Source organism: Erwinia oleae, from assembly GCF_000770305.1.
Lineage (GTDB): Bacteria > Pseudomonadota > Gammaproteobacteria > Enterobacterales > Enterobacteriaceae > Erwinia > Erwinia oleae.
Genome location: NZ_JNVB01000018.1, coordinates 30362 through 57081, shown reverse-complemented (window position 1 = coordinate 57081; position 26720 = coordinate 30362). Strand labels below are relative to the sequence as shown.

The window sequence follows — 26720 nt, the reverse complement described above, 5'->3', positions numbered from 1 at the left end:
CGCTGTAAACCGCTCAACCTTTGGGAGTTAACGTTTATGCTAAAACGCAATGCACTGAGCGCCGCCGTGCTGGCCGCAGGTTGTTACAGCGGCATCTCACACGCGGCCACGCCGCCCGACTCGCTGGTCATGGCGTGGAATATCGATGCGATCAGCACCTGGGACCCGGCACAAATTGGTGAGGTGGTCACCAATGAAATTATTATGAACACCTGCGACACGCTGGCGTCGTTTGACGTGAAAGATGAAAAGAAAGTGGTGCCGGAGCTGGCAAAAAGCTGGGACGTGTCCGGGGATCGCAAAACCCTCACCTTTCACCTGCAACCCAACCTCAAATTTGCCGATGGTTCACCGGCCACCGCCAGAGACTTTGCCTGGTCGCTACAGCGCGTGGTCAAACTGGGTTACGGCAACGGTGCCACTCTGACCGAGTATGGCTTCAGCAAGGAAAACGTCGATCGATTGATTACCGCGCCGGACGACGCCACGCTGGTGATGACCTTTGACAAAGCCTATCCCACTAATCTGCTGCTTCAGGCGATTGCCGCCAACAACGTCGCCACGCTGCTGAACCGCAAGCTGCTGGAGAAAGAGGCGGTCGGCGACGATATGGGGCACAAGTACCTTTCCACCCACACCGCCTGCGTCGGACCGTACCAGCTGATGCGCTGGAACGCTGGCGAAGGCGTAGTACTTCAGGCCGCGCCGAACTACTGGGGCACGGCGCCGAAGCTGAAACGCATCTTGATCCGTCACGTGGCGGAAACCGGCACTCAGCGCCTGTTGTTAACCAAAGGCGACGTGGACATCGCCCGCGATCTGTCGGCGGACGATCTCAAAACGCTGGACGAAGGCGGCAAGATCAGGGTTGATAAGGTGCTGAAACCACAGCTGTTTTTCTGGACGTTTAACAACGAAGATCCGATCTTCAAAAATGAAAAAGTGCGTCTGGCGATGCGTTACCTGATTGACTACGACGGGCTGGGGAAAAGTGTGATGCCTTACCTCGGCGTCCCTCGCGCCAGCTTCGCGCAACAGGGCGCATTTGGCGCGCTGGACGAAAAAGAGGGGCAGCCGTTTAAACTCGATCTGGCGAAAGCTAAACAGCTTCTGAGCGAAGCGGGCTATCCCGACGGCTTCTCCGCCTCGGTGATTTTCGGCACCCTGCCGCACTCCGCGCCGATTGCGCAGAGCATTCAGCAAAACGCCGCCAAAGTGGGCGTGAAGCTTTCGCTGGAGCGTATGGCGAATGCGCAGCTGTTCAGCCGCGCGCGCGGTCGTGAATTTCAGAGCGCGATGATGGCCTGGCAGACATCGGTGCCGGATGCCTATGGCAACGCCTCGCGGCTGGTCTACAACCCGGACAACCGTAAAGAGGCGCGCGCGACGCAGTATCCAAGCTGGCGCGCCGCCTATTTTGATAAAACTATGAACGACGCGGTGAACACGGCGCTGCTGGAGCCGGATGACGCGAAGCGCAGCGCCATGTACGCCGATTTGCAGCGTGCGGTAATGGAGAAAGGCCCGATGGCGATCATGTTCCAGATGTATAACACCGCAGGCGTCAGCCCGACGGTGAAAAACTGGACGTGGAATGGTTTTCGCGTGTGGTACGGCGCCGCAGAAAAATAACGGAGGCGGTTATGTCGCAGGTCACTTTACACTCTCCGCAGGCGTCGCCGCTGTTCCGCCGCCTGAAACGGGGGCTGAAAGGCACGCTCTCGGTTTTCTGCACGCTGCTGGGGCTGGCCGCGCTGACGTTCTTTATTGGTCGCCTGCTGCCGATCGATCCGGTGGTGGCGGTGATCGGCGACAACGCCAGTCAGGAAGCCTATGACCAGATGTACCGCCAGTTGGGGCTGGATCAGCCGCTGTGGTTGCAGTTTGTCGATTATCTGTGGCAGCTGGTTCACCTCGACTTCGGCACCGCCCTGACCACCAGCCAGCCGGTGGCGACGGATATTGCCCGCGTGTTCCCGGCAACGCTGGAGCTGGCGACCGTCGCAGCCATCATTGGCGTCGGGCTGGGCGTGCCGGCAGGCGTGCTCTCGGCGATGTATCGCAATACCTGGTTCGATCACCTGATCCGCTTTATCGGCCTGCTCAGCTACTCGACGCCGCACTTCTGGCTGGGGCTGATGGGGCTGCTGCTCTTTTACGCCACGCTGGGCTGGATCGGCGGGCCGGGCCGCATTGATTTCAGCTACGAGTTCGATCTCCAGCCGGTCACCGGCTTCTGGCTTATCGACAGCGCGCTGAGTGGCAATATGGCGGTATTTAAAAACGTCTTCAGCCATATCATTCTGCCGGCATCGATCCTCGGCCTCAGTTCGCTGGCCTATATCAGCCGGATGGTGCGCAGCTTTATGATCGAACAGCTGTCGCAGGAGTACATCATCACCGCCCGCGTGAAGGGGCTTTCCCGCGCGCGCTGCGTCTGGAATCACGCCTTTCGTAATATCGCCGTCCCCACCCTGACGGTGATCGCCCTCTCCTGGGCATGGCTGCTGGAAGGCGCGGTATTGACCGAAACGGTTTTCGCCTGGCCGGGCTTTGGCCGCTATCTGACTAACGCCCTGCTGGCGGGCGACATGAACGCCGTGGTCGGCTGCACCTTACTGACCGGCGCGATTTTTGTGGCGCTCAACCTGCTCTGCGATTTGCTCTATCGCATTTTCGATCCGCGCACGCGTCAGGAGGCAACATGACCGACTCCCTGAGTAAATCCCTGCCCGCGCCACGCCGCTCGGCGCTCCGTCACTGGCTGAGCACGCCTGAGCCTGCCTCGTCATTTCAGGCACGCATGCAGCAGATCTGGCTCCAGTGGCGGCGGTTTTGCGCCAATCACTCCGCGCTGTTTGGTTTGGCAGTCTTGCTGGTGATTGTTTTTGCGGCGCTGTTCGCGCCCTGGCTGAGCAATCACGACATTTTTGCGCAGAACCTGGCGCATCGCCTGCAACCGCCGGGATCGGATTTCTGGCTGGGCACCGACGAACTGGGTCGCGATATTTTCAGCCGCCTGCTGTGGGGCGCGCGCATCACGCTGTATATCGCTTTTCTGACTGCGATAATCATCACCCCGCTCGGCCTGCTGATTGGCACCAGCGCGGGCTATCTGGGCGGCTGGGTCGATACGCTACTGATGCGGCTGGTGGATATTTTCCTCGCCTTCCCCAGCCTGATCCTCGCACTGGCGTTTGTGGCCGCGCTGGGGCCGGGCATCGAGAACGCGATCATCGCCATCTCCCTGTCGTCATGGCCGCCGATTGCCCGCCTGGCGCGCGCGGAAACGCTCTCAATCCGCAAGATGGACTACATCGCCGCCGTGCGCTTACAGGGCGCCAGCTCGCTGCATATTATTGTCCGGCACATTATCCCTGTTTGCCTGCCGTCGGTAGTGGTGCGCGTGACGCTGAACATGGCCGCGATTATTCTGACCGCCGCCGGACTGGGCTTTCTTGGCCTCGGCGCGCAGGCCCCCAGCCCGGAATGGGGCGCGATGCTGGCGTCAGGCCGCGAGTTTATGCTGAACCACGGTTTTATCGCTGCGATCCCCGGCCTGGCGATCCTGTTTACCAGTCTGGCTTTTAACCTGCTGGGCGACGGCCTGCGCGACGTAATGGATCTCCGCCATGACTGATTCCCTGCTCCAGGTGCGGAACCTGAATATTGTTTTTAAAGGCGCCCATGAGGACAACCATGCGGTCAGAGACGTCTCCTTCAGCGTGGGCCGGGAGAAAGTGGCGATCGTCGGCGAGTCTGGCTCCGGCAAGTCGCAGACCTGTCGGGCCCTGCTCAAACTCACGCCCAACATTGCCCGTATCAGCGCCGATCGGATGCAGTTCTGCGAGGTGGATCTGCTCAACGCCAGCGAAAAAAAGATGCGTACCATACGCGGTAACCGCATCTCGATGATCCTGCAAGATCCTCGCTTTTCGCTGAATCCGCTGATGCGCATCGGCGACCAGATTGCGGAAGCGTATCGCCTGCATTCACAGGCCTCAAAACGCGTCGCCCGCGAACGCACCCTGGCGATGCTGGAGTCGGTGCACATTCGCGATGCGGAAAAAGTTTGCCGTCTCTATCCGCATGAAATTTCCGGCGGCATGGGCCAGCGGGTGATGATCGCCATGATGCTGATCCCGGAACCGGATCTGATCATCGCTGACGAACCAACTTCCGCGCTGGATGTGACCGTGCGCCAGCAGGTGCTCGCCATCCTTGATGAGCAACTGGCCAGACGCAATACCGGCCTGCTGTTCATTACCCACGATCTCAACCTGGTTTCGCGTTTTTGCGACCGCGTGCTGGTGATGTATGCCGGACGCATCGTTGAAGAGATTGCCGCAAACCAGCTGCATCTCGCGCAGCATCCTTACACTCAGGCGCTGCTCGCCAGCCAGCCGCGTCTGCACTATCCGGTTGATACGCTGAGCGTGCCGGCCCGCGATCCGGCGTGGCTGCACGGCCCGGCCTGGCGTAACGGAGTGGCATTATGATCCCAACACAGTTAAGACGTATCGAAACGGTCAATCTCTCCATCGCCTTCGGCGAGGGAAGCCAGCGGCGCCAGGTGGTGGACGATGTCAGTCTGACCCTGGCGTCAGGCGACGCGTACGGGCTGATCGGCGAATCAGGCTGCGGCAAATCGACCATTCTGCGCGCGCTTGCCGGCCTGAACAGCGACTATCACGGCGCCATTTTGTTTAACAACAAAGAGCAGCAGCCACGACGCGATAAAGAATTTTATCGTCAGGTGCAGATGGTGTTTCAGGATCCATACGCGTCGCTTCACCCCCGAAAGATGGTCTGCGATGCGCTGCTGGAACCGCTTACGCTGCACGGTTTTGATCGTAAAGCGTCGCGCATCAGCGACGTTTTGCATGCCGTAGGGCTGAATAACGCCTTTCGCTACCGCTATCCGCACCAGCTCTCCGGCGGGCAGCGCCAGCGCGTGGCGATTGCGCGCGCGCTGATCATGGAACCGATGGTGCTGCTGCTGGATGAGCCGACCTCGGCGCTTGACGTCTCAGTACAGGCCGAAATTCTTAATCTTCTCGCCGCGCTGCGCAGGCAGCGTCAATTAACGTATCTGATGGTCACGCACGACCTGGCGGTGGTGACGCACCTGTGCCAGCGGGTGGCAATAATGCATCAGGGCCGGCTGCTGGAGGAGCTGACGGCAGAGGAGGTTCGCGGCGGCGTGGCTCGCGAGGCGTACACTCAGCGCTTTCTGGCAGCCAGCGAAGCGTAAGGAGAAGCGATGTTTACTCGCCTGGAAAACACGCTGCGCGGCATGGATACCGCCGCCGTAATGATTTTGCAGTACGGCAAGCTGATATATCACTACGGCGACGTTGAACGTCGCTATCAGTGCCACTCAATGCGCAAAAGCTTTCTCAGCGCGCTGATCGGCCAGGCGGTGGCGGAGGGACGGTTCGATCTTTCACTGACGCTCGCCGCGCTGGGGATTGACGATCGCCAGCCGCTATCGGAGGTTGAAAAGCAGGCGACGGTGTACGATCTGCTGACGGCGCGGTCGGGGATCTCTCATCCGGCGAATTATGAAACGCCGTGGATGCAGCGCATCAAACCGCCCCGCCATCACCATGCGCCCGGCGAAAACTGGTGCTACAGCAACTGGGATTTCAACGCGCTGGGCAGCATCTGGCGCCAGTTGACCGGCGAAAACATCCATCAGGCTTTTGCGCAGCGCATCGCGCAACCCACTGGCATGGAAGATTTCGATGCCGAACGGGATGGCTGGTACGAAGACGGCCCTTTCTCCGATCACCCCGCCTGGCCTTTCCGGCTCTCCACACGCGATCTCGCCCGCTTCGGCCAGCTTTTTCTACAACGGGGCCGCTGGCAGACGCAGCAGGTGATCCCCGCCCGCTGGACAGACACCAGCACCCGCCCCATTTCGCACGCCGGGAGCCACGGCGCCTATGGCTATATGTGGTGGGTGACGCGAAACGGTATCGGCTGGCCGGAGGCGGTTCTGCCGGAAGGCAGCTATTCGGCACAGGGCGCTGGCGGTCACATCTGCCTGGTGATGCCCGCGTTAGATTGCGTGGTAGTGCATCGTGTCGACACCGACAGCCCGGGCCGCGAGGTGAATCGCTTTCAGGTGGGAAAGCTACTGCAATTGCTGCTGGATGAACTGGGAGAACGCTAAATGACCGTGATTGAAACTATCGCCGCCTGGTGCGCGCGTGAACCGCGCTTCAGCGCAACGGCCCGTCGCCTGGCGCGGGAAGCCATCACCGACACGCTGGCCTGCCTCTATGCCGGACGGGATGATTTCTCCGTCCTCGCCGTCCGCGAGGCGTGGGCCAGTTATACAAACCGTCCCGCCGCCATTGTGGCCTTACTGAACGGCACGGCGGCACATGCCATTGACTATGATGATAATTTTGGCCCAGGCATGAGCCACGCCTCGGCGGTGCTGGTGCCGGCCCTGCTGGCGGTGGCGCTGGAGGAGGATCGCGACGGCGAGGCGTTGGTTAATGCCTGGCTGGTCGGCCTTCAGGCGCAGGCGTTCGTGGGTGAACTGGTGAGTCAGTCGCACTACACCGCTGGCTGGCACGGCACCTCTACCGTTGGCTGCATCGGCACCGCCGCAGGCGTCGCCTGGCTGAAAGGGCTGGACGAAGCAGGCATTGCCCGATCGCTGAGCGTGGCGGTGAGCCTCGCCAGCGGCGTCAAAGGGCAGTTCGGTACGCCGCTGAAGCCTTTCCATGCCGGTATGGCGGCACGAAATGCGGTGGATGCCGCCACGCTTGCCGCCAGCGGTATGAGCGGCAGGCTGGATATTCTGGAAGGCGAAATGGGGTTTTATCAGCTTTTTGCGGGCAGCCGCTTTACCCCTGAAAAAATGCAGCGCTGGCTGACCGAGACGCAGCACGTGGTCGAAACCGTTGGCGTAATGCCGAAAAAGCATCCCTGTTGCGGCTCCACCCACCGCGTGCTGGATGTGATTGCGGATCTGCAACAGGAAACGCACTTTACTGCCGACGACGTGGCCTCGGTGAGGTGCAAAGTGGGCATCTCTAACTTCCGTAACCTGGCGTATACCGCGCCGGAAGACGAGATGCAGGCGCGTTTTTCGATGAACTACTGCGTGATGCGCATGCTGGAATCCGGCTCGCTGAGCGTGGCGGACTTCACGCCAGCGCGCGTACGCGAGCAGGCCGCGCATCCGCTGTTGTCGCGCATCACCATGGAGAGCTGGCGTGAAGACGAAGAAGCGCAGGCGGACAATCTGCCTCATCAGGTGGCGATCGTGCTGAAGGACGGGCGCACGCTTCGCCATCAGCGCCTGAGCGCAAAAGGCTCGCTCGCTGAGCCCTTCAGCGCCGACGAGCGCGCGCAGAAGTTCGCCGACTGCTGCAAGACGTTACCAGAGAGCGCCGCCCTCTTTCAGCGGCTGGGCCAGTTAGAAAACGAGCGCTCGCTGAATTTTTTACGCAGCATGATTATCTGAATTCCGCCCGGTTATGCCGGGCTGTCCTGGCTTATCTGACCGCGCCGCCCTTTAATTTTTTTTCTTCCTGGTCGCCTTCTGAAAGTTACCAATCATTTATTATGCGATCCAGGTAAAGGCCTTCGGGAAAATTCCGATTATATTATTACCACGGCCCGGTCAGACACAACCGCGCCAATCCTGCTCAACGCATGACGCGATTTTTACTTCAGGGAAGATTCAATGAAAAAACATCCGCTCGCCCTTTTTGTCTGCTCACTTTTCTCCGCGGTTCCACTTCATGCCGGTGTTATGCGGCACGATATCGCAGTACAGGATTACCGGGATTTTGCAGAAAATAAGGGGAAGTATAAGGTTGACGCGACAGGCGTTGCCGTTACGAGAAAAGATAATACGCTGGCGGGCTATCTTGATTTTCCTCTTCCTGATTTCAGCGCAGTTAATACTGACGGCTATGCCACCCTTATTTATCCCTCGTACATCGTCAGTGTCAAACACAACGGCGGTTACCAGACGACCAGTTGGGGAAATAAGGCAAAGTACGCCACAAGCTATAAGTTAATTAATCGCAATAACTCCGGTCATGCCGATTTTCATGTTCCGCGCCTGAATAAAGTGGTCACCGATGTTGCGCCCATGGAAAAAGTGAGTATGGGTGAGCTGCTTTCACAGCCCACGCGCTATACCCACTTCGTCCGCGCGGGCGCAGGCAGACAGATCCAGATCGCCGACGATCAACTCAACAGCACCGATCTGGCCCCTGCTTACAAGTGGAAAAGCGCTGGCGTCATGTCGGCAGCAGAGCTCACGCTAAATACCATGATTCGCTGGCAAATGAACCGGGATACGCCTTTATCGCTTGGCGCTGCCCCCGGCGACAGCGGCAGCGCCGTTCTGGCCTGGGACTCTGTGGCAATGAAGTGGAAAGTTGCTGGGGTGACGGTAAGCGTCAACGGTTCGACGAACTACGATCGTCAAAGCAACGCCGCCTATATGGATTCGGCCCTGATCGCCAGCGTGCTGGCGGCCAACAGCGATCCGAACGTGAAGGATACGGCGGCGTCAGGCACTATTCAGTGGCATGCAGACAGGATCGCGCAGGGCGAAGAGCAGTGGCAGTGGCACGGACTGGCGACAACCCTGCCGCCTTCCTTCGCCACCAACGAGCAACTGGATGCCACCAAAGATCTGCGTTTCAACGGCGAAGGCGGCGCCATTGAGCTGACCAGCGCGATAAATATGGGCGCGGGCAAGCTGCAATTTTCCAACAATTATCTTGTCAGGGCTGCGTCGCCTGATGCGGCGCACTGGGTCGGCGGCGGTGTTGACGTCGATAAAGACAAGACGGTCACCTGGCAGGTTAACGGCCTGAAGAACGATGCGCTGCACAAGATTGGCGAGGGCACGCTGCACGTTAACGCCAGCGGTATCAACGAAGGCGCGCTTAATACCGGCGACGGTACGGTTGTGCTCGATCAGCAGGCCGATGAAAACGGTCGGAAACAGGCTTTCTCGGAAATAACACTGGTCAGCGGACGTCCAACGGTGGTTCTGAACAGTGCCGATCAGCTGCCGACAACACATATTCGCTTTGGCTATCGCGGCGGCACGCTGGACGTTAACGGCAATGCGCTCAGCTTCAGCGAGATCAAGCATAATGACGAGGGCGCACGTATTGTCAACCGCAGCGCTTCGCGGCCCGCGCTGCTGACGCTGACCGGCGACCGCCAGCTATTTCTTGGCCAGTTCGGCGATAAAGAGAGCGCAAAAAACCTGAGCCTGCGCTATCAGCCGGATAAGGCGGATGCCACCTGGCAGTTGGCCGGTGGTGCGCAAATTCACGATCTGTCCGTTGCCCGGGGTACGTTTCAGCTTGCTGGTGCGCAGGTCGTCCACGCCGGCAACGTCTTTTTCGATAACGATTGGGAAGAGAAGCGCTACAGCGCGGCAAACGTCGTGGTTGAGCGCGGGGCGAACCTGACGCTCAGCGATCACGCCACGCTACATGGTGCTGTCAGTATACAGTCGGGCGCTAAGCTGGCCGTTTATGCCCACAGCGCGCTGGAGGGCAGTGTTGACCTGACCGACGGCAGCGAACTCCTGGCGGACATCCGCCAGCGCGGCAGCTCGATGGGACCGCTGGCGGCGCGTATCACCGCCGATATCAGCGGTGCGGGCGGGGTAAACAAAACCGGACCGGGCCGCCTGACGTTAGCAGGTCAGGTTAGCAACGCGCGCGGCGTCAACGTGGAAGAAGGCGAGTTGGAGGTCAACGGACGCCTCACGTCTACGCTGACCATGGCACAAGACACGCAGCTTTCCGGCAGCGGTAACCTGAGTGAGGTCATACTGGGTGACAACGTTTTTATTGCGCCGGGCGCTAATCGCCTGCGCGACGACGCGTGGTCTACGCTCCAAACCGGCAATCTGACCGCAGGCAGCGGAAGCAGCGCCCGGCTTCATTCCGCCTTTACCGCCAACGCGACCGACCGGCTCTTGATCGATGGCGATCTGACAATGAAAAACGATGCGCCGCTACTGGTGGACGTGGTTTCCCAGGCAGGGTGGCGTGACACAGACAGTAATCATGATGGTAAAGCTGACAATCACGAAGGCGTCTCCCTCGTTCAGGTTAGCGGACACTCCGCCGCCGATCGGGTAAAGCTGGCGGGTAAATACGTCGCGCGCGGTGCCTGGGCCTGGGGCCTGTATGCATTTGCGCCCGGCAAAGCCGCCGGAGAAGAGCGGCTGGTGAGCGGCGAAGGCGATCAGTATTGGGACTATCGGCTGCAAAACATCATGCTGAACGAAGAGGGAAACGCCATTGCGGAAGAACCTGCTCCGCAGCCGGTGCCGGATCGGGAATCCACACCTCAGCCAGAACCTGAAACCGTGCCTCAGCCCAAACCTGAAACCGTGCCTCAGCCCAAACCTGAACCGGTGCCGCAGCCCGCGCCGCAGCCGCAGCCAGGCAACATTCGTCCGGCGGTCATTCCGCAGGTGCCTTCCTACATTTCCATGCCCACCGCTTTTCTGCGCGTGGATGAAGAAATCAACAGCCTGTTCAATGATGCGGCAAAAGCCGACGATGCTGGCTTTTTCTTATCGGGCTATCGCGGCGGCGATCGCTACCATTCCGCAGGCAGCTTTAACAATTATGGCTACGACTTCTCCAGCCATTACAGCGGCTGGTTAATGGGGTCGCGCTGGCAAACCTACGCTGGGGAGCAGCAAAAGCTGGCGTTCAGCGCTGGCGTAAGTAAAGGCTCACTTTCCCTGACGCCAAACGCGCGCGATGGTAACAGTAAAGCCACGTTCAACACGCTGTCGCTGAATACGCAGCTTACATGGCAGCATAATAATGGCCTGATGCTAAACGTGCCGCTGGGTTACAGCCGCTTTAAAGGCAATGTCACTACCGATCTGCGCGGCGGCGTTGCCAGCCCTACGGCACAGATCTGGCACGCGGGTGCTGAAATCGGCCGGCGAATGCAGCAGGGACGCCACCGCTTCACGCCGGTCGCCGGACTGCTCTGGCAGCATCTGGCTATTGACCGTTTCCGCGATAAAGATGCTGCGCAGGTGAGCTATAAGATCGCGCACAACCCGATCTATTCTGCCGGTATGGAGTATACATTTGACTATGAAAATCAACTCAACGTTGGCAGCGAAATCCATCTTCTTCATCGTCCGGGAAAGGCGAATCAGGCAGTGATTGGCGACGGCTTACAACATGCTCGTTTTGATTCCGGGCGCGGCGGCGACAGTGCGCAGTTCAAAACGCACCTTGCTTATCAACTCCACCCGAACGTTGCGCTGAACGGTCAGCTTCAGTATCAAAAGCGCCTGCAAAAAGAGGGCATGGATGACTGGGGAATTCACAGTGGCATTAAGGTAAGCTTCTGAAAAAAAGGGACGCAGCTGCGTCCCTTTTATCGTTATGGCTCTGGCCGTTTTGTTAAATCGCGGTCTGGAAAATCACGTTGTCCGCTTTGTCCGTATACTGCGGCAGGCGGTCAAAGTTCAGGTAGCGGTAGGTGTCCACCGCCGTCTTATCGACCTGATTCATGAACTGCTGGTATTCGTCCGGCGTTGGCAGCTTGCCCAACAGGGACGCGACCGCAGCGAGTTCGGCCGAGGCGAGATAGACATTCGCGCCTGTTCCCAGACGGTTCGGGAAGTTACGGGTTGAGGTAGAGACTACCGTCGCGCCGTCTGCCACCCGTGCCTGGTTACCCATGCACAGCGAACAGCCAGGGATCTCAATGCGCGCCCCGCTCTTACCAAACACGCTGTAGTAGCCCTCTTCGGTGAGCTGCGCGGCGTCCATCTTGGTTGGCGGCGCGACCCACAAACGCGTTGGCAACTGGCCTTTATGGCTGTCCAGCAGCTTGCCCGCCGCGCGGAAGTGGCCGATGTTGGTCATACAGGAGCCGATAAATACCTCGTCGATCTTCTCGCCCTGCACGTCCGACAGCAGACGCGCATCGTCAGGATCGTTTGGCGCGCAAAGAATAGGCTCTTTGATCTCCGCCAGATCGATGTCGATCACCGCTGCGTATTCCGCATCGGCATCGCCTTCCATCAGTTGCGGATCGTCCAGCCATTTCTCCATGCCCTGAATACGACGCTCCAGCGTACGGCGGTCGCCGTAGCCTTCCGAGATCATCCACTTCAGCAGGACGATATTGGACGTGAGATACTCGATAATCGGCGCCTGGCCCAGCTTGATCGAACAGCCTGCCGCAGAACGCTCGGCGGAGGCGTCAGAAAGTTCAAACGCCTGCTCGACTTTCAGATCCGGCAGGCCTTCGATTTCCAGAATGCGGCCGGAGAAGATGTTTTTCTTGCCCTTTTTCTCCACGGTCAGCAGCCCCTGACGGATGGCGTACAGCGGAATCGCGTGCACCAGATCGCGCAGGGTGATGCCCGGCTGCATTTTGCCTTTGAAACGCACCAGCACCGATTCCGGCATATCCAGCGGCATCACGCCCGTTGCCGCCGCAAAGGCGACCAGGCCAGAACCCGCCGGGAAAGAGATGCCGATAGGGAAACGGGTGTGCGAGTCGCCGCCGGTACCGACGGTATCCGGCAGCAGCATGCGGTTCAGCCAGCTATGGATGATGCCATCGCCCGGACGCAGCGACACGCCGCCACGGTTCATGATGAAGTCCGGCAGCGTGTGGTGCGTGGTTACGTCCACAGGTTTTGGATAGGCGGCGGTATGACAGAAGGACTGCATCACCAGGTCTGCCGAAAAGCCCAGGCAGGCCAGGTCTTTCAGCTCGTCGCGGGTCATCGGGCCGGTGGTATCCTGTGAACCGACCGAGGTCATTTTAGGTTCGCAATACTGACCAGGACGGATGCCATCGGTGCCGCAGGCGCGGCCGACCATTTTCTGCGCCAGCGAGAAGCCGCGCGTGCTCACCGCCACGTCTTTCGCCTGGCGGAACACGTTGCTGTGCGGCAGGCCGAGCGATTCACGCGCGCGGGTGGTCAGACCACGACCGATAATCAGCGGGATACGGCCACCGGCACGGACTTCATCCAGCAGCACGTCGGTTTTCAGCGCAAAGGTTGCCAGCACGTCGCCGGTAAGATGGTTACGCACTTCGCCTTTATAGGGGAAGATGTCAATCACGTCGCCCATGTTCAGGTTATCGACATCCACTTCAATCGGCAGTGCGCCCGCATCTTCCATGGTGTTGAAGAAAATGGGGGCGATTTTACCGCCCAGTACCACGCCGCCGCCTTTTTTATTCGGCACGAAGGGGATGTCGTCGCCCATAAACCACAGCACCGAGTTGGTGGCGGATTTACGGGAAGAACCGGTTCCCACCACGTCGCCGACGTAGGCCAGCGGATAGCCTTTCGCCTGGAGCGCTTCAATCTGTTTGATCGGGCCGATGTTACCCGGCTCGTTCGGCTCAATGCCTTCGCGGGCGTTCTTCAGCATCGCCAGCGCGTGCAGAGGAATATCAGGGCGAGACCAGGCATCCGGCGCAGGAGAGAGATCGTCAGTGTTGGTTTCACCGGTCACTTTAAAGACGGTCACGGTGATTTTTTCAGCCAGTTCCGGGCGGGAGAGATACCACTCAGCCTCGGCCCACGAGGTCATAATCTGTTGAGCATAGGCGTTGCCCGCTTTGGCTTTCTCTTCCACGTCGAAAAAGTTATCGAACATCAGCAGCGTATGGGAAAGCGCTTTCGCAGCGATGGGCGCGAGCCTGTTATTGTCCAGCGCTTCAATCAGCGGATGGATATTGTAGCCGCCCTGCATGGTCCCGAGCAGCTCTACGGCTTTTTCAGGCGTGACCAGAGGAGAAGTGGCTTCACCCTTTGCGATAGCGGCCAGAAAACCGGCCTTAACGTAGGCGGCTTCGTCCACGCCAGGCGGAACGCGATTGATTAACAGATCAGACAGGAATTCTTCTTCACCCGCTGGCGGGTTTTTCAGCAGTTCAACCAGCGCGGCCATTTGGGAAGCATCCAGCGGTTTTGCAACGATCCCCTCAGCAGCACGCTCGGCAACGTGCTTACGGTATTCTTCTAGCACGACGTTCTCCTCGCTCACAGTGTAATGGCTTCCGGGCGCCCGAAAGGTTCAGCGTACGATCGTGAACGCGTAAAGGTAGGGTAAGGAGCCCGGTACAGCGACGGCCAGCATAGCAGGATTTCCGGAAAATGTTAATCTGTTTACAAAAAAGCAACATTTTTTGAAGCGTAAAATGTCGGCTGAAATAAATGCATTACGGTATGCGCTAACGGTGGCTTTACTCTGTTCAGAACGTTGCGAATAATGGCACCCAACAGTAGCGCAAAGAAATTGACGTGGGGAGGCATACTTAATGAGACGTCTGACGTACGCGCTCAGTACGATCGTATTGTCGTTTGTCATGGCCAAAAACAGTTTTGCCGTCGGTGATGCCATTGTGCTTAAGGCGCAGGCGATTGAAAAGCGCCTGAACGCACGCGTCGGGATGGCCGTTATCGATACCGGCAGCGACAGGCGCTGGTTATATAACGCCGAAGCGCGCTTCCCGCTCAACAGCACCTTTAAAGCCTTCGCCTGCGGTGCGCTGCTTTACCAGGCCGACGCGGGTAAAAATGACCTGAATAAAGCGACGAGGGTTACACGGGAAGAGATGATCCCCTATGCCCCGGTAGCGGAAAAGCTGATTGGGCAGTCGGTCAGCCTTGATCGTTTGTGCGCCGCGACGATGCGCACCAGTGACAACGTGGCGGCCAACAAAATACTGGCCAGCATTGGCGGCCCGGAAGGCATGACGCACTTTATGCGTGAAATTGGCGACAGCGTGACGCGTCTCGATCGCCGCGAGCCGGATCTCAACGAGGCGATGCCGGGCGATCTGCGGGACACCACCACGCCTGCGGCAGCTGTCGCCTCCCTGCGCAAACTGGTTCTCGGTAATGTGCTCTCCGTCGCGTCTCGTGAAAAGCTGACGCGCTGGATGATTGAAGACGCCGTAGGCGGGCCGCTGCTGCGCGCGGGCATTCCATCAGCATGGCGTATTGGCGACAGAACGGGCGCAGGCGGGCACGGTTCGCGTAGCGTCATCGCCGTAATGTGGCCGCCTTCTCACGCGCCGGTGGTTGTCGCCGTGTTTATCACCGAAACAACCGCCACCATGGAAGTGCGCAATGCGGCGATTGCCGAACTGGGCGCGGCGCTGGCGCAGGAGGTGCTGTCTCCCTCTCCTGAGCGCGTTCCGCGCCAGCTAAGCGTCAGATATCAAAATTAATATGTTGAATATGCTCTGGTTTGTTGAATGCCAGATTATGTAACAGACGATCGCTGCCGCCACAGCGGGCAATATCGAGATGCGTAATGCGCGGGTTGGCGGTAAGTGCGCGGAGCCCTGCATCACCTATTCTGTTATTGGACGGCAAATAAACGGCGGACAACCTCGGGCTGGCGGCGATTGTTTTCGCATCGGCCGCGTTCAGGCCGGCGTTTGACGCGTGAAATTCAGTCAGAGTGGGATGATCGAGCACATGTTTTAGCAAATCACCGCTGAGCAGCGTAGCCTCATCCAGCGTCAGCGAGGTAAGTTCCGTTTCTTTGAGTTGTTCAAGCATGGCTATTGACGGAGAGATGCCGTGCAGCTTCAATGATTTCAGGCTTTGCGGCAGCAAATCCACATCGTTTTCCTGAAAATGGGAATGGGTTTGCTGATGATTTCCGCTACGGGCCACCGTAAAATCCAGCGTTGCGATATCGGCATTATGCAGTACCGACGCTGTTTCAGCGACGTCTTCATCACCTGACTCAGGTGCGGTGAAGGGTTCCAGCACTTCAGCGAGAGACTTGCCGGGTGAAACGCTAACATGAACGGTTTTCAACTGATTAAAACGTTGAAGCTGCGCTGTCTCTTGCGGCGAAAGAGGCAGACTCAGGTGCAGTTCCGGCTGGCTGGCGGGCAGATTATCAAGCACCCTGTTGTGTACCGGCCCCGTCATATCAGCCATTTCAATCTTTTTCAGATGGGGAAACGTTTGCAGAAAATCCCATGCCTCGCCCGTGAGCGGCGCTTTAACCGTTACCTGCTGTAAAGAGGCGCGCATCCAGTCCGGGATCTGCTCCAAATCATGGAGGTCGTACTCCCCTTCCGGCGAGCGATCGGCATTCAGCGTTAAATGTTTCAGTCCGTGGGCGGCAAAGCCAATCAGGCTTTCGTTTTGCCTGAGTATCTCAGCACTCAGATGCAGATCGTGCGGCCCATAAAATGTCAGCGATTGCACGGTACTTCCGGCGGCCTGCGCAAAACTGTGGCTGGCTGCTGCAAATGCCGCGTTGGTTTTTTTATCTGCATTATTGCTGATGAGTTCGAGAATTTCCTGAGGAAGCCGTGGAACTGATGACGTCCCTGATTTAATTGTTAATCCCAGGCGCTCGAATATGGAACTGACTTTCTGTTGAGCATATTCGGGCACACCCAGCGCGTTGGCCGTATGCGCCGCCCCCTGTGGGAGTCCGGTTTTATGAAGCGTATTTGCCGCCGTATGTTGCGCTTTTTCTATAGCCGCACCGGCAGTCCGCACGGCATAGTCGCCAATATTCTTTATCATCACACCATTCCTTAAAGGTTCCGGGCAGAGGTTTTACCGTTGGTTGTGTGTATCTGCTCGTCCTGGGGTTCCATTGCCGCGCATCGAATGGATGTAACGACGTTGATAAGTGGCGGGTAATAAAAAGGTGTGTTAACCAATAACGGCATCCTGTTCAGATGCCGTTATTGATAATCAGAAGAGATATTTAAATCGTACACGCATGCCATATCGCGTATCGCCATCGCTCCCTGTATCAGCGCTATTAAGCATTGACGCGTAGGCGCCGAGATAAAGGTTGAAATTCTTCATATTCATTATATCGGGGAAAAGATACGAGGTATGAACGGTATGAATGCTGTATTTCCCTGCGGCGTCAAATACGCCGTCTCCGTCCTGAATAACGTTACTGCTGTTAAACTTCTCAATATTATTGTGGGCATAAATATAACCGACCTCAAACCGACGCCAGAGCGTATTAGCACCGATCGAGAAGTCTTGCTCATCCTGTGCGTCCAGATAAGCCGTACTGAAACTGGCAATAACGCCATCCTGCGGATCGGTCGCCTGCCCGTTCCAGCTCAGCGTCAAACCATAGCCACGACGACGCGACGGGTCGCTCGTTTCGCCCTGTGCATTTTCATAACGCCAGGCATTTTTAACGACGTTGCTCTCCATCGCCACGGCGGCGGAGAAAGCCTCTTTTTTCCATGCGACAACAGGTCGTAAATAAACTGCGTTTTTATTGCTGACCAGATCATTACCATGATAGCGTTTATCAACAAACAGTGCGGTTCCCTCTTCAAGCAGCGTATTTAATTCCAGATACCAGTTACCGATATTTTTACTCAAATTGAGACTACCACCGCTGTTACTACGACCCCGCCCTTCTTTCATCATGTAAATATAGCCATAACCGTCAGAATAGAGATCGTTAGCCGTATTTCCTGAATATTCAACAAACGTATCCTGATTGAGTGGGAACATATCGTACGCTTCGAAACGCCCCACTTTCACCTGCCAGTTTTTTTCTTCCCCAAAGAAAAATGCGGCATCATCGACGTTCATGTTCCCGTTGATATTCGCCAGCGGCTGCACGGTAAAACCAGAAAAGAAGCCGTTATCGTGTCGCGTATATCCCTCAAGGCCAATTAACAAGCGGCCATTGATGTCCCAGCGTTCATGGTTTCCCGGCTTCCAGTGTTTATCGTCGTTGGTTTTGATTGAGGTTAACTGCCCGCTGCGGCTCGCGCCGTCCATATTAAGCTCAACGTCGCCATACAGCTTGAGGTTATTAAAACCGGTAAGCGTAAGGGCTTGCGTATCCGTTGGTGTTTTCTGTGGATTAGCCACGGCTGTATTCACGGCTCGATCGTCATGACTGAGTTGCTGTATCTTCTCCTCTGCCTTGCCTGCCCGAGCCTCAGCCTGTCTTAAGCGCTGTTCAAGCAGCAACAGACGGCCTTCCAGCTCTGAAGATAATGCTGCATAGCTGTTGCCAGACAATACGGCCCCGGTAATAAATACGGATAAAAGTAATTTATTCATGAAGTCCCTTCCAGTTTTATTTTAAACAGAAAACTATCTGCCTCTTGCACAAGGCATTTTTACCACATGCTACGTTTCCGAACGAAGTTTATAGCTTAATAAAATGCGCTTTATTAATGACGAGGAGAGTCATTGATAGCGACTGGTATAACTTTTAATATTAAAAAACCATGTTACCTACACCGTTAATAACTCCTGATATTCAAACGCGCACAAAATCGGTTTCAAAGTTAAACGAATCCCACAGATGGCGGGCAATAGAATATTCAAACAGTTTCCCGTTATCGAGAAAAGCCACTTGCTCTACCTGAATCAGGGCAGTGGGTTCAACGAGCGCCAGCTGCTGGCACTCATGATGCGTAGCCTGTTGCCCGGTAATGGTCATATGCGCACTGTGAATGACCCATCCAAGCTGCCTGGTGATGTAGTGATAAATAGATTGATTAACGTAAGTCAGGGTGAGTTGCGGAATGAGATCGACCGGCATCCATGTATATTCAATAATTGAAGGCACGCCATCAATAACGCGTACGCGATGGATAACATAAACGAGCTGACCGCGGGGTATGGTCAGTTTTTGGGCAACATGCTCATCAGCAGGCTCTGCGGTAAAATTGATCACCCGCGTTTCCAGCTTTTTCCCCGCTCGGGCGCAACGCTCCGCCGTACCTGATAAGTGAGAATTACTGGCTGAGGAGGCCAGACGTTTTACAAACGATCCCGACCCGCGTTTGCGCAGAACTAATCCTTCACGCACCAGTAAATCAAGCGCTTTAGTAATCGTTAATTCACTGCATGAAAACTCGCTGGCAAGTTTCGAGCCCTCCGGAAGCTTTTTGTCTGGAGCATAGTTTCCCGACTCAATTCGCAGGCGAATTTCGCGGTAAATTTCCATATATTTAGGCATAGTACACTCCGAAGCGGCTCCTCTGATCCGTACGTCTGGCCGTTAGCGATGTAATGACGCAGCCATGCGCACCCAGGTATGCCGGCGGCCCCGGATCGCAATCGACAGCGCTTTTACCGCTTCCGGATCGGCCATTCCGGCCACGCCCGCATCACCAAAGTTATGCATGTCGCTGCCACAGCGCTTGCTGGCAAGGCCAATTTCGCGAACCGTAGCACAGTCCGCGCCTTCCTGACTACTGCTGATAGTGGTAACAGCAAGGCCACTGGCCTGCTGTATCGCCGCTATCGCGGCGCTGACATTTGCCTCGCTGGCACCGCGACAACTGGCCGGAGCGGGAACGATCGCGCCATGCGCGCCCGCAGTGATATAGCTGGCATACTCTTCCGGTTGCGCAACGCCCTGGCTGTAAAATTTCGCAACCAAAACCATTTTTGAGCATGCTTCACAAGTTTGACGAATAACCTGATGCATACGCTGTGTGGTTACGCCAGGTTTGTCATAACCCGTCAGGCAAATAAAATCGGCATCCTGGACTCGCGCAAGATTTTCACTGCTGAACCCCGTTGTCCCTTGCGCCGCGTCCTCTGCCAGCACCTCCAGGCTCACGCCCACCAAACAACCCGTTAACCGTTTAATTTGCGCCACGGCCGTTTCTCCAAACGCGACGGAACTTCCGCTGACCTGCTGCTGCTGACAGTTAAGGCCTTTGAGTAAGATTAAATCGGCCCCAAATGCACTCAGTAATTCTGCGTTAGTGATTTCAGCGTATAACGGCGCGGCGCTGGCAGCGACTTCCGTCATAATAACGCGGCCTTCAGAACTTGCGATAGCCTGCGCCAGCTCCGGGCCTGTTACAGATAAAGCAAAATCAGTGGTTCGACAGTTCAAAATACGTTTCATGATTGTCCCTTATCACAAAGTCACTACAGCAGGAGAAGGTTGTTTGAAAGCTGTTTCGAGAATATCAAGATTGGTCAGCGCTTCCTGCTCGCTAACATAGTTCGGCGCGCCATTTACCAGCGTTTCATAGAGCGCATCATAAACGCGTCCGTAATCACCCTGCACCGCAGGTAATTGCTCACGCACGGTTTCTCCTGAACAATCTGTATATTCCAGAACGGCCTGCTGGGGGTCGTGCGCAAAATCGGGCTCACCCGGCATCACGCCTGCCTTCAGACTGGTTTCCTGCCGATCAATACCATAACGAATAAACGAGCCATGAGTGCCATGGACAATAAATTTTGGATAATCTATTTTCACCAGATGGCTGGTTTTAATAATCGCCTTCATCTCTTTGAAATAGAGCTGAACTTCGAACGTATCATCAGGGTTGAGCGGGTTACGCAGTTTTTGCAGGTGATAACCGACCTGCTGTGGGCGGCCAAATAGCGAGATAATCTGGTCGAGGGTATGCACGCCAAGACCATAAAACGCCCCGTTAAAATGACCACCGGGGCTGGTTTCAGCTTCCGGGCGAAAATAGTCGAAATGACTTTCCACCTCAACAATCTTGCCCAGTTTGCCGCTCTCAATGGCCTGCTTCATAGTTAGAAAGCAGCTATCAAAGCGGCGATTCTGGAAGGGAGAAACCGTCAGTCCTTTTTCACGCGCAATGGCAAACAGCGTTTTCGCCTCATCCAGCGTAGTGGTGAACGGTTTCTCCACCAGCACATTTTTACCGTTTTCCAGGCACAGGCGCGCATAGTAATAATGACTGTCCGGATGCGTACATATCGTCACCAGCGTAATGTCTGCATCGTTCAGGATATCTGCCAGCTCGCTGGTAAATAAAATATGCTGATACGCCTGCTGGTTCTCTTTATCAGCCTGCCGTTTAATGTCGTAAATACGTTTAACCGTAAATTTGTCCTTTCGTGCCAGCACATAGGGCAAATGATAACGCGTGGCGCTTTTGCCGAATCCGATAAATGCACTTGTAATCGTCATTCTCTCGTCCTTTCAATTATTTTTTATTTGCTGATATAAGGCAATGCGGCTTCAATAACGGCTTTGCCATCGAGCTTACTGAAATGCTGTGGATCAATCGGTAAAACCGGACAGTGATGGTTTATTTCACTGCTGATGTTTTCCGCCATATAAGTGAGTTGTGGGCCGAGCAGAATAAGATCGGCTTTAGGATATTCAAGGCTTAATTTACCCAGGTTGATCGCGTAGACCTGTAAATGACATCCCTGACTTTCGGCATACTTACGCATTTTAGAGGCAACGATAGAGGTGGACATTCCCTCATTGCACATCAGGATGAAGGTTTTACCGTTTGCTTTTTCAAGAGAGGATGACGTGGCCTTTGGCGGATTCCCCGGCAGCGTCATCGCGTCGCTGATATCAGCGGGAGCGGTTACGGACTGCCGCTGCTCCCCTGCTGCATCGATAATTTTTTTGCTTTTTCCTTCAATAAGAGAGCGTTCATACGCCATCAGGAACGGCAGGTAAGCAACCACACCAAAGACCAGCAGAATAACTTGCAAAATAACGTTCCGGAAATCCCCCCCGGAGCCTAACCAGCCAGATAACAGAGGTGGAACCGACCACGGCACGTAAGCAACGATGCGGGAAACCATTCCAAGATCGGTAGCAAAGTAAGCAATAATAAAGTTAATCTGCGGGGCGATAATGAAGGGGATCATTATCAATGGATTATAAAGCACCGGAAAACCAAAAATAACGGGCTCATTAATATTAAATATCCCCGGTGCCATCACCGTACGCGAAAAGTTACGGTGGCTAGACATTTTGCTACGCAGCATAATGGCAAGCAACAGCGACAACGTGCTGCCGGTGCCGCCCAGATGCCCATACAAATCGCGAAAAGGCAGCACAATAATGTGCGGTGGAATAAGCCCTTGCGCAAATGCGGACATATTCTCCTGCATGGCGACCAGCAAAGGCGGTTCAAGAATGGGATTAATAATGCCGGATGGATGTATACCGAGCGAAAAAAGCACATTCGTTAATGTGGTTAATGCAATAAAACCTGACAAATTTGTCGTCAGATGAACAAGCGGTGCCTGAATAGCCTGCTGAATCACCTGATAAATTTCCAGATGCGTCAGTGTCGTCACACTGAATGCTGCCAGCGCGAATATCCCGATAGTCAGCATGATAGAGAACATCGACTGGAATGATTGCGCAACCATCGGGGGGACATCATCACCGAGGTGAATGGTCAAATACCTGTTTTTTGATATCCACAGGAAAATGGTCGTGCCAATGACAGCGGTGAGAATGGCAAGAAAAACGCCCCCCGCATTGGTCAGGCTGTATGAAACAACGCCGCCTACCTCGACTGGCGCATCGCCACCCGGCGCGAGCACCTGCGTGTTAACAGGCATTAAGACAAAGAAAGCTGCCAGCGATACCATTGCCGGAATGATCGGTGTATCAAACCTTTTTTTACTGGCAATATTATAAGAAATCAACAATACCAGCATTATTGATAAAATATTCATCGTGCCATTAAGAACACGATCGCCAATATTACTGAGCAATGTTAACTTTTCTGGTGAGCACCAACCTGAAAGCATACCGGAAGGTGAAAGAATAACAAAATTGAGCATAATAAACAGCCCTGCCAACACCAGAAAAGGTATTGCAATGACAAAGCTATCCCGCAGGCTCCGCAAATGCACTTCAGAAGCCATCTTTTGTGATATATCGGTAATACGCCCAAGAAATGTTGAATCGGACATAAGGCCACCTGTTTTAACAGTGTGATATTTAAAATATAGTTTTAATCAGCGCTGATGTAACTCAATGATTTCCTGAATTAACTCTTTAGCCAGCATTGCCGTCATCAAATGATCCTGCGCATGTACCATGATCAAATGAACCGGAATTTTACCTTCGCCCTCATCAAACTCAATTAGCCGCGTTTGAAGAACATGCGCTTCTTTAGCCATTATTTCAGATTGCGTCATTAATGCCGTGGACTCTACGATGTTCCCTTTTTTAGCCTGCTGTAATGCCTGAAAAGCAAAACTTTTGCATTGACCGGCATTAACAATTATCCCCATAACAATTTCTTCATAGTCCATATGTTCAAACATGACCTTTCCCTTATAAAATATTAAAAACCATTTTTTCTAATGACGTCTTGATACCAATAAGCACTTCGTTTTGGACTGATACTGCCATCCGACAGATCGAATCGATATAGTCCATAGCGATTTTTATAGGCATTTAACCATGACCAGTTATCTATGAACGTCCAGCAGTGATAACCAAAACAAGCGCTTCCTTCGCTAATCGCCTCACTGATACAGCGTAGATGGTCCTGCATAAACGCTATCCGGTAGTCATCCTCAACGATGCCTTTGCGTATAAAACGCTCTTCGTTTTCGACACCCATGCCATTTTCAGAAATAAAACAAGGGATATTGCCGTAGTGGTCACGCAGATTAGTCAGAATATCGTACAGTCCTTGCGGATAAATTTCCCAGCCACGATAAGGATTCATTCGGCGGCCAGGCATTTCATAATTATCAAAGAACCATTCAGGCATAAAAGGCGCATGAGGATGTATAGCGTGAATTTTCGCCTGTACACGTCGCGGGTGGTAATAATTGACACCCAGAATATCAATCGCCGCCGTGGCTATTTCACGAAGATCTTTCGCAGTATATTCCGGTAACTGCTGATGTTTTTTTAGTAATGCAATCAATTTATGGGGGTAGCGCCCCTTTAATGAAGGATCAAGGAAACTTCGGTTAAAGAACAGGTCGGCAATGAGCGCAGCCTTTTTATCCGCCGGATTTATTGAACGTGGATAGGACGGGGTAAGATTTAAGACAATACCAATGTTACCCTTCTGACCACTGGCCCGATAGACGTTAACTGCTTTTGCATGAGCAAGCTGGGTGAAGAATGCAGCCTGAGCCGCCATCTTAAAGTCACGCTGATTGGGATAATGGAAATCATATAAATACCCACCCTCCAACGGCACAATAGGTTCGTTAAACGTTATCCAGTTTTTTACTTCATTCGAAAATAATTTAAAACAGAGGGCTGCATAATCAGCGAAGGCGTTAACGACGGCGCGATTAGTCCAACCGCCCTTTTGCTGCATTAAATAAGGCATATCAAAATGCATTAGCGTGACGACGGGTTCGATACCGCTATTTCTCAGTTCGATAAAAAAACTGCGGTAATAATCGATAGCTTTTTGATCGGCATTTTTACCATCAGGTAACAGTCGCGCCCAGGAAATTGAGGTCCGAAAACTATTCAAACCGATATTATGCATCAGCTCAACATCCTGTTTATAGCGGGAATAGCTATTACGTGTATGCCGTGGACCGTGCTGATTAAAAAAACGCTCCGGCTGCTGTTGATACCAATATTGCCAGTTGGTGATTGAGGTGGACGTATCTGCTTCACCTTCCGTTTGTGCCGCCGATTCAGCGCATCCCCACCAAAAATCCTCTGGAAACGTTGTCTTCATCATTCAATCCTTTTGGACAAACTCCTGTATAGCATCCATTTAAAACTATATAGCTTTAATTTAAAGATATATAGATCACAAAACGGATTTTTGTCTTTTTACTCATTTTCAATGCGTGTTGGCAGCACCGCTTACCAGTGGATTCACTGTTACATACTTCGGTCAGTCGTGAGGCGGGAAAGGCGCACGGTTTAACCCCGCGGATGCGGGGAACACTAGCGGTGATAACCCATGCGCAGGGTTAGGCCCGGTTTAACCCCGCGGATGCGGGGAACACCAGCGGTGATAACCCATGCGCAGGGTTGGGCCCGGTTTAACCCCGCGGATGCGGGGAACACGATATTTCAATAAGTTCTGGCATTTGTGTGCTCGGTTTAACCCCGCGGACGCGGGGAACACAAACAACAAGAGTTACAAAGCGCATCGTATTGCGGTTTAACCCCGCGGACGCGGGGAACACGGAAAGTATAGAATGCTGGGACTGCATGGCTCCGGTTTAACCCCGCGGACGCGGGGAACACCACCTGAAGGCCATCCGTGGAAGAAGCCGACGCGGTTTAACCCCGCGGACGCGGGGAACACATAACTGGTACCGCCATACTGTTGCCAATAGCCGGTTTAACCCCGCGGACGCGGGGAACACTGCTGAATGAACCAGCCGATTTCCTCTCCAGCCGGTTTAACCCCGCGGACGCGGGGAACACGCTCGCGGCTCGGAGGAGAATCCCGCCGCACGCGGTTTAACCCCGCGGACGCGGGGAACACACGATACCGATCAGGATGATTTTCTGGCCGCGCGGTTTAACCCCGCGGACGCGGGGAACACCCGGGTAACCATCAGTCGCGCCGGCTCAAAAACGGTTTAACCCCGCGGACGCGGGGAACACGTTCAATGGCCGGTGCGGTGGCAGTTCCCGGGCGGTTTAACCCCGCGGACGCGGGGAACACTGCTCGGCGTCGGCATCCCGGCTAACTCCTGCCGGTTTAACCCCGCGGACGCGGGGAACACACTTGTGTTAAAACAGCAACCTGATTCTCGGCCGGTTTAACCCCGCGGACGCGGGGAACACATCCACGGCTGATAGTTCGGCAGCAGCCGCGTCGGTTTAACCCCGCGGACGCGGGGAACACCTGTTAGTTGCTCACGCATGATCGTCTCCCCCCGGTTTAACCCCGCGGACGCGGGGAACACGTCGGGTTGCACTGCAACCTGACAAGAGATCTCGGTTTAACCCCGCGGACGCGGGGAACACGTTAGGTGGAATCTCGCCTTTCGCCTTCAACTCGGTTTAACCCCGCGGACGCGGGGAACACCGCCATCTCCTGTAAATTTTTCAGGCACTCAACGGTTTAACCCCGCGGACGCGGGGAACACAGTGATGCGCATGACGACACTAAGTCCTGGCTCGGTTTAACCCCGCGGACGCGGGGAACACTTCTGGAATCTAAATCGGACGAACTGCGCGACTGGTTTAACCCCGCGGACGCGGGGAACACAGCGTGCGCGATTTCATCCACAACGTAGGCACCGGTTTAACCCCGCGGACGCGGGGAACACCGACGTCGTCGCCAGCATCGCCAGCCGCTACGAGGTTTAACCCCGCGGACGCGGGGAACACTCAATATCGCGATACCCCTCAATCAGCAGCGCCGGTTTAACCCCGCGGACGCGGGGAACACGACTCTGCTGGAGCCATGTCAGAAATAATCCCCGGTTTAACCCCGCGGACGCGGGGAACACGACGGGTGGATTTCAACGCTATGAAAAATTTTCGGTTTAACCCCGCGGACGCGGGGAACACGCCATCAATATTGCCGCCGAAGGTGATGACGGCGGTTTAACCCCGCGGACGCGGGGAACACCGATCTCTCATCACTGCATCGGCTGCAACCGGCGGTTTAACCCCGCGGACGCGGGGAACACAAATCTACTGAGATACTGCTGACTACCTATGCCGGTTTAACCCCGCGGACGCGGGGAACACGTACTATTCAAAAATATCACAGGCTATCGACGCGGTTTAACCCCGCGGACGCGGGGAACACGGAATGTTCCCAGATTACCAAAGGCACAGTGGCGGTTTAACCCCGCGGACGCGGGGAACACACCTGGCGGAACGTGATAAGCCTATTGAAGGTCGGTTTAACCCCGCGGACGCGGGGAACACACATCTTCTACGATATAGGCCCGTCCATAACGCGGTTTAACCCCGCGGACGCGGGGAACACGACTGGCAGTTCTTTAT

The 26720-nt window shown here is 55.2% G+C and carries 18 protein-coding genes and 1 CRISPR repeat array (1 of these 19 cut by a window edge); of the genes, 9 read left to right on the top strand and 9 right to left on the bottom strand.

What is annotated here, in order from left to right; all coding sequences use genetic code 11:
- The first annotated feature begins 36 nt into the window (after window positions 1-36).
- The 8 genes from GS12_RS08135 (at window position 37) to GS12_RS08100 (ending at window position 11392) form a co-directional block, all read left to right on the top strand.
- Window positions 37-1632 (top strand): ABC transporter substrate-binding protein, encoded by a 1596-nt coding sequence (locus tag GS12_RS08135; RefSeq protein ID WP_052118395.1) that lies wholly within the window; start codon window positions 37-39, stop codon window positions 1630-1632.
- 11 nt (window positions 1633-1643) lie between these two features.
- On the top strand, window positions 1644-2708 hold the full coding sequence (locus GS12_RS08130; RefSeq protein WP_034945754.1) for an ABC transporter permease: 1065 nt from the start codon (window positions 1644-1646) through the stop codon (window positions 2706-2708).
- Window positions 2705-3640: an ABC transporter permease gene (locus GS12_RS08125; protein WP_052118394.1), complete on the top strand. Its 936-nt coding sequence runs from the start codon at window positions 2705-2707 to the stop codon at window positions 3638-3640. Before GS12_RS08130 ends, GS12_RS08125 begins: the two co-directional genes overlap by 4 nt.
- On the top strand, window positions 3633-4499 hold the full coding sequence (locus GS12_RS08120; RefSeq protein WP_034945752.1) for an ABC transporter ATP-binding protein: 867 nt from the start codon (window positions 3633-3635) through the stop codon (window positions 4497-4499). The genes GS12_RS08125 and GS12_RS08120 overlap by 8 nt, the downstream gene beginning before the upstream one ends.
- Window positions 4496-5254 (top strand): ABC transporter ATP-binding protein, encoded by a 759-nt coding sequence (locus tag GS12_RS08115; protein ID WP_034945750.1) that lies wholly within the window; start codon window positions 4496-4498, stop codon window positions 5252-5254. Before GS12_RS08120 ends, GS12_RS08115 begins: the two co-directional genes overlap by 4 nt.
- Window positions 5255-5263: 9 nt before the next feature.
- Complete coding sequence (locus GS12_RS08110; protein WP_034945748.1) at window positions 5264-6178, top strand: serine hydrolase domain-containing protein; 915 nt, start codon at window positions 5264-5266, stop codon at window positions 6176-6178.
- Complete coding sequence (locus GS12_RS08105; RefSeq protein ID WP_034945746.1) at window positions 6179-7486, top strand: MmgE/PrpD family protein; 1308 nt, start codon at window positions 6179-6181, stop codon at window positions 7484-7486. It abuts the gene before it with no gap.
- Between the two features lie 222 nt (window positions 7487-7708).
- Complete coding sequence (locus tag GS12_RS08100; protein ID WP_034945743.1) at window positions 7709-11392, top strand: S6 family peptidase; 3684 nt, start codon at window positions 7709-7711, stop codon at window positions 11390-11392.
- Window positions 11393-11444: 52 nt separating this feature from the next.
- Here GS12_RS08100 and acnB read toward each other — a convergent pair whose 3' ends face one another.
- Window positions 11445-14042 (bottom strand): bifunctional aconitate hydratase 2/2-methylisocitrate dehydratase, encoded by a 2598-nt coding sequence (gene acnB / locus GS12_RS08095; RefSeq protein ID WP_152601383.1) that lies wholly within the window; start codon window positions 14040-14042, stop codon window positions 11445-11447.
- 292 nt (window positions 14043-14334) lie between these two features.
- On the opposite strand from acnB, the gene bla reads away from it, so the two are divergent.
- Entirely contained in the window at window positions 14335-15249 is a 915-nt protein-coding gene (gene bla / locus GS12_RS08090) for a class A beta-lactamase (protein WP_052118393.1), read from the top strand.
- Here the strand turns inward: bla and GS12_RS08085 are convergent.
- From GS12_RS08085 to GS12_RS08050, 8 genes are all read right to left on the bottom strand, one after another.
- Window positions 15233-16576 carry a hypothetical protein gene (locus tag GS12_RS08085; RefSeq protein WP_034945739.1) on the bottom strand — a complete coding sequence of 448 codons (1344 nt, stop codon included), beginning with the start codon at window positions 16574-16576 and terminating at the stop codon, window positions 15233-15235. The genes bla and GS12_RS08085 overlap by 17 nt on opposite strands.
- A 174-nt stretch (window positions 16577-16750) precedes the next feature.
- The gene (locus GS12_RS08080) at window positions 16751-18103 is read right to left on the bottom strand and encodes a carbohydrate porin (RefSeq protein ID WP_034945737.1); all 1353 of its coding nucleotides are present in this window, start codon (window positions 18101-18103) and stop codon (window positions 16751-16753) included.
- A 202-nt stretch (window positions 18104-18305) separates the two neighbouring features.
- Window positions 18306-19010: a GntR family transcriptional regulator gene (locus tag GS12_RS08075; RefSeq protein ID WP_034945735.1), complete on the bottom strand. Its 705-nt coding sequence runs from the start codon at window positions 19008-19010 to the stop codon at window positions 18306-18308.
- Window positions 19011-19052: 42 nt separating this feature from the next.
- On the bottom strand, window positions 19053-19913 hold the full coding sequence (locus tag GS12_RS08070) for a DUF7916 family protein (RefSeq protein WP_034945733.1): 861 nt from the start codon (window positions 19911-19913) through the stop codon (window positions 19053-19055).
- 12 nt (window positions 19914-19925) lie between these two features.
- Complete coding sequence (locus tag GS12_RS08065) at window positions 19926-20960, bottom strand: oxidoreductase (RefSeq protein ID WP_034945731.1); 1035 nt, start codon at window positions 20958-20960, stop codon at window positions 19926-19928.
- A gap of 23 nt (window positions 20961-20983) precedes the next feature.
- On the bottom strand, window positions 20984-22723 hold the full coding sequence (locus tag GS12_RS08060) for a PTS transporter subunit EIIC (protein WP_034945729.1): 1740 nt from the start codon (window positions 22721-22723) through the stop codon (window positions 20984-20986).
- A gap of 45 nt (window positions 22724-22768) precedes the next feature.
- The gene (locus tag GS12_RS08055) at window positions 22769-23080 is read right to left on the bottom strand and encodes a PTS lactose/cellobiose transporter subunit IIA (RefSeq protein WP_200884506.1); all 312 of its coding nucleotides are present in this window, start codon (window positions 23078-23080) and stop codon (window positions 22769-22771) included.
- Between the two features lie 20 nt (window positions 23081-23100).
- Entirely contained in the window at window positions 23101-24474 is a 1374-nt protein-coding gene (locus GS12_RS08050; RefSeq protein ID WP_034945727.1) for a glycoside hydrolase family 1 protein, read from the bottom strand.
- Between the two features lie 187 nt (window positions 24475-24661).
- Window positions 24662-26720: a CRISPR direct-repeat array (repeat unit 29 nt; unit sequence CGGTTTAACCCCGCGGACGCGGGGAACAC); it runs 105 nt beyond the window's last position.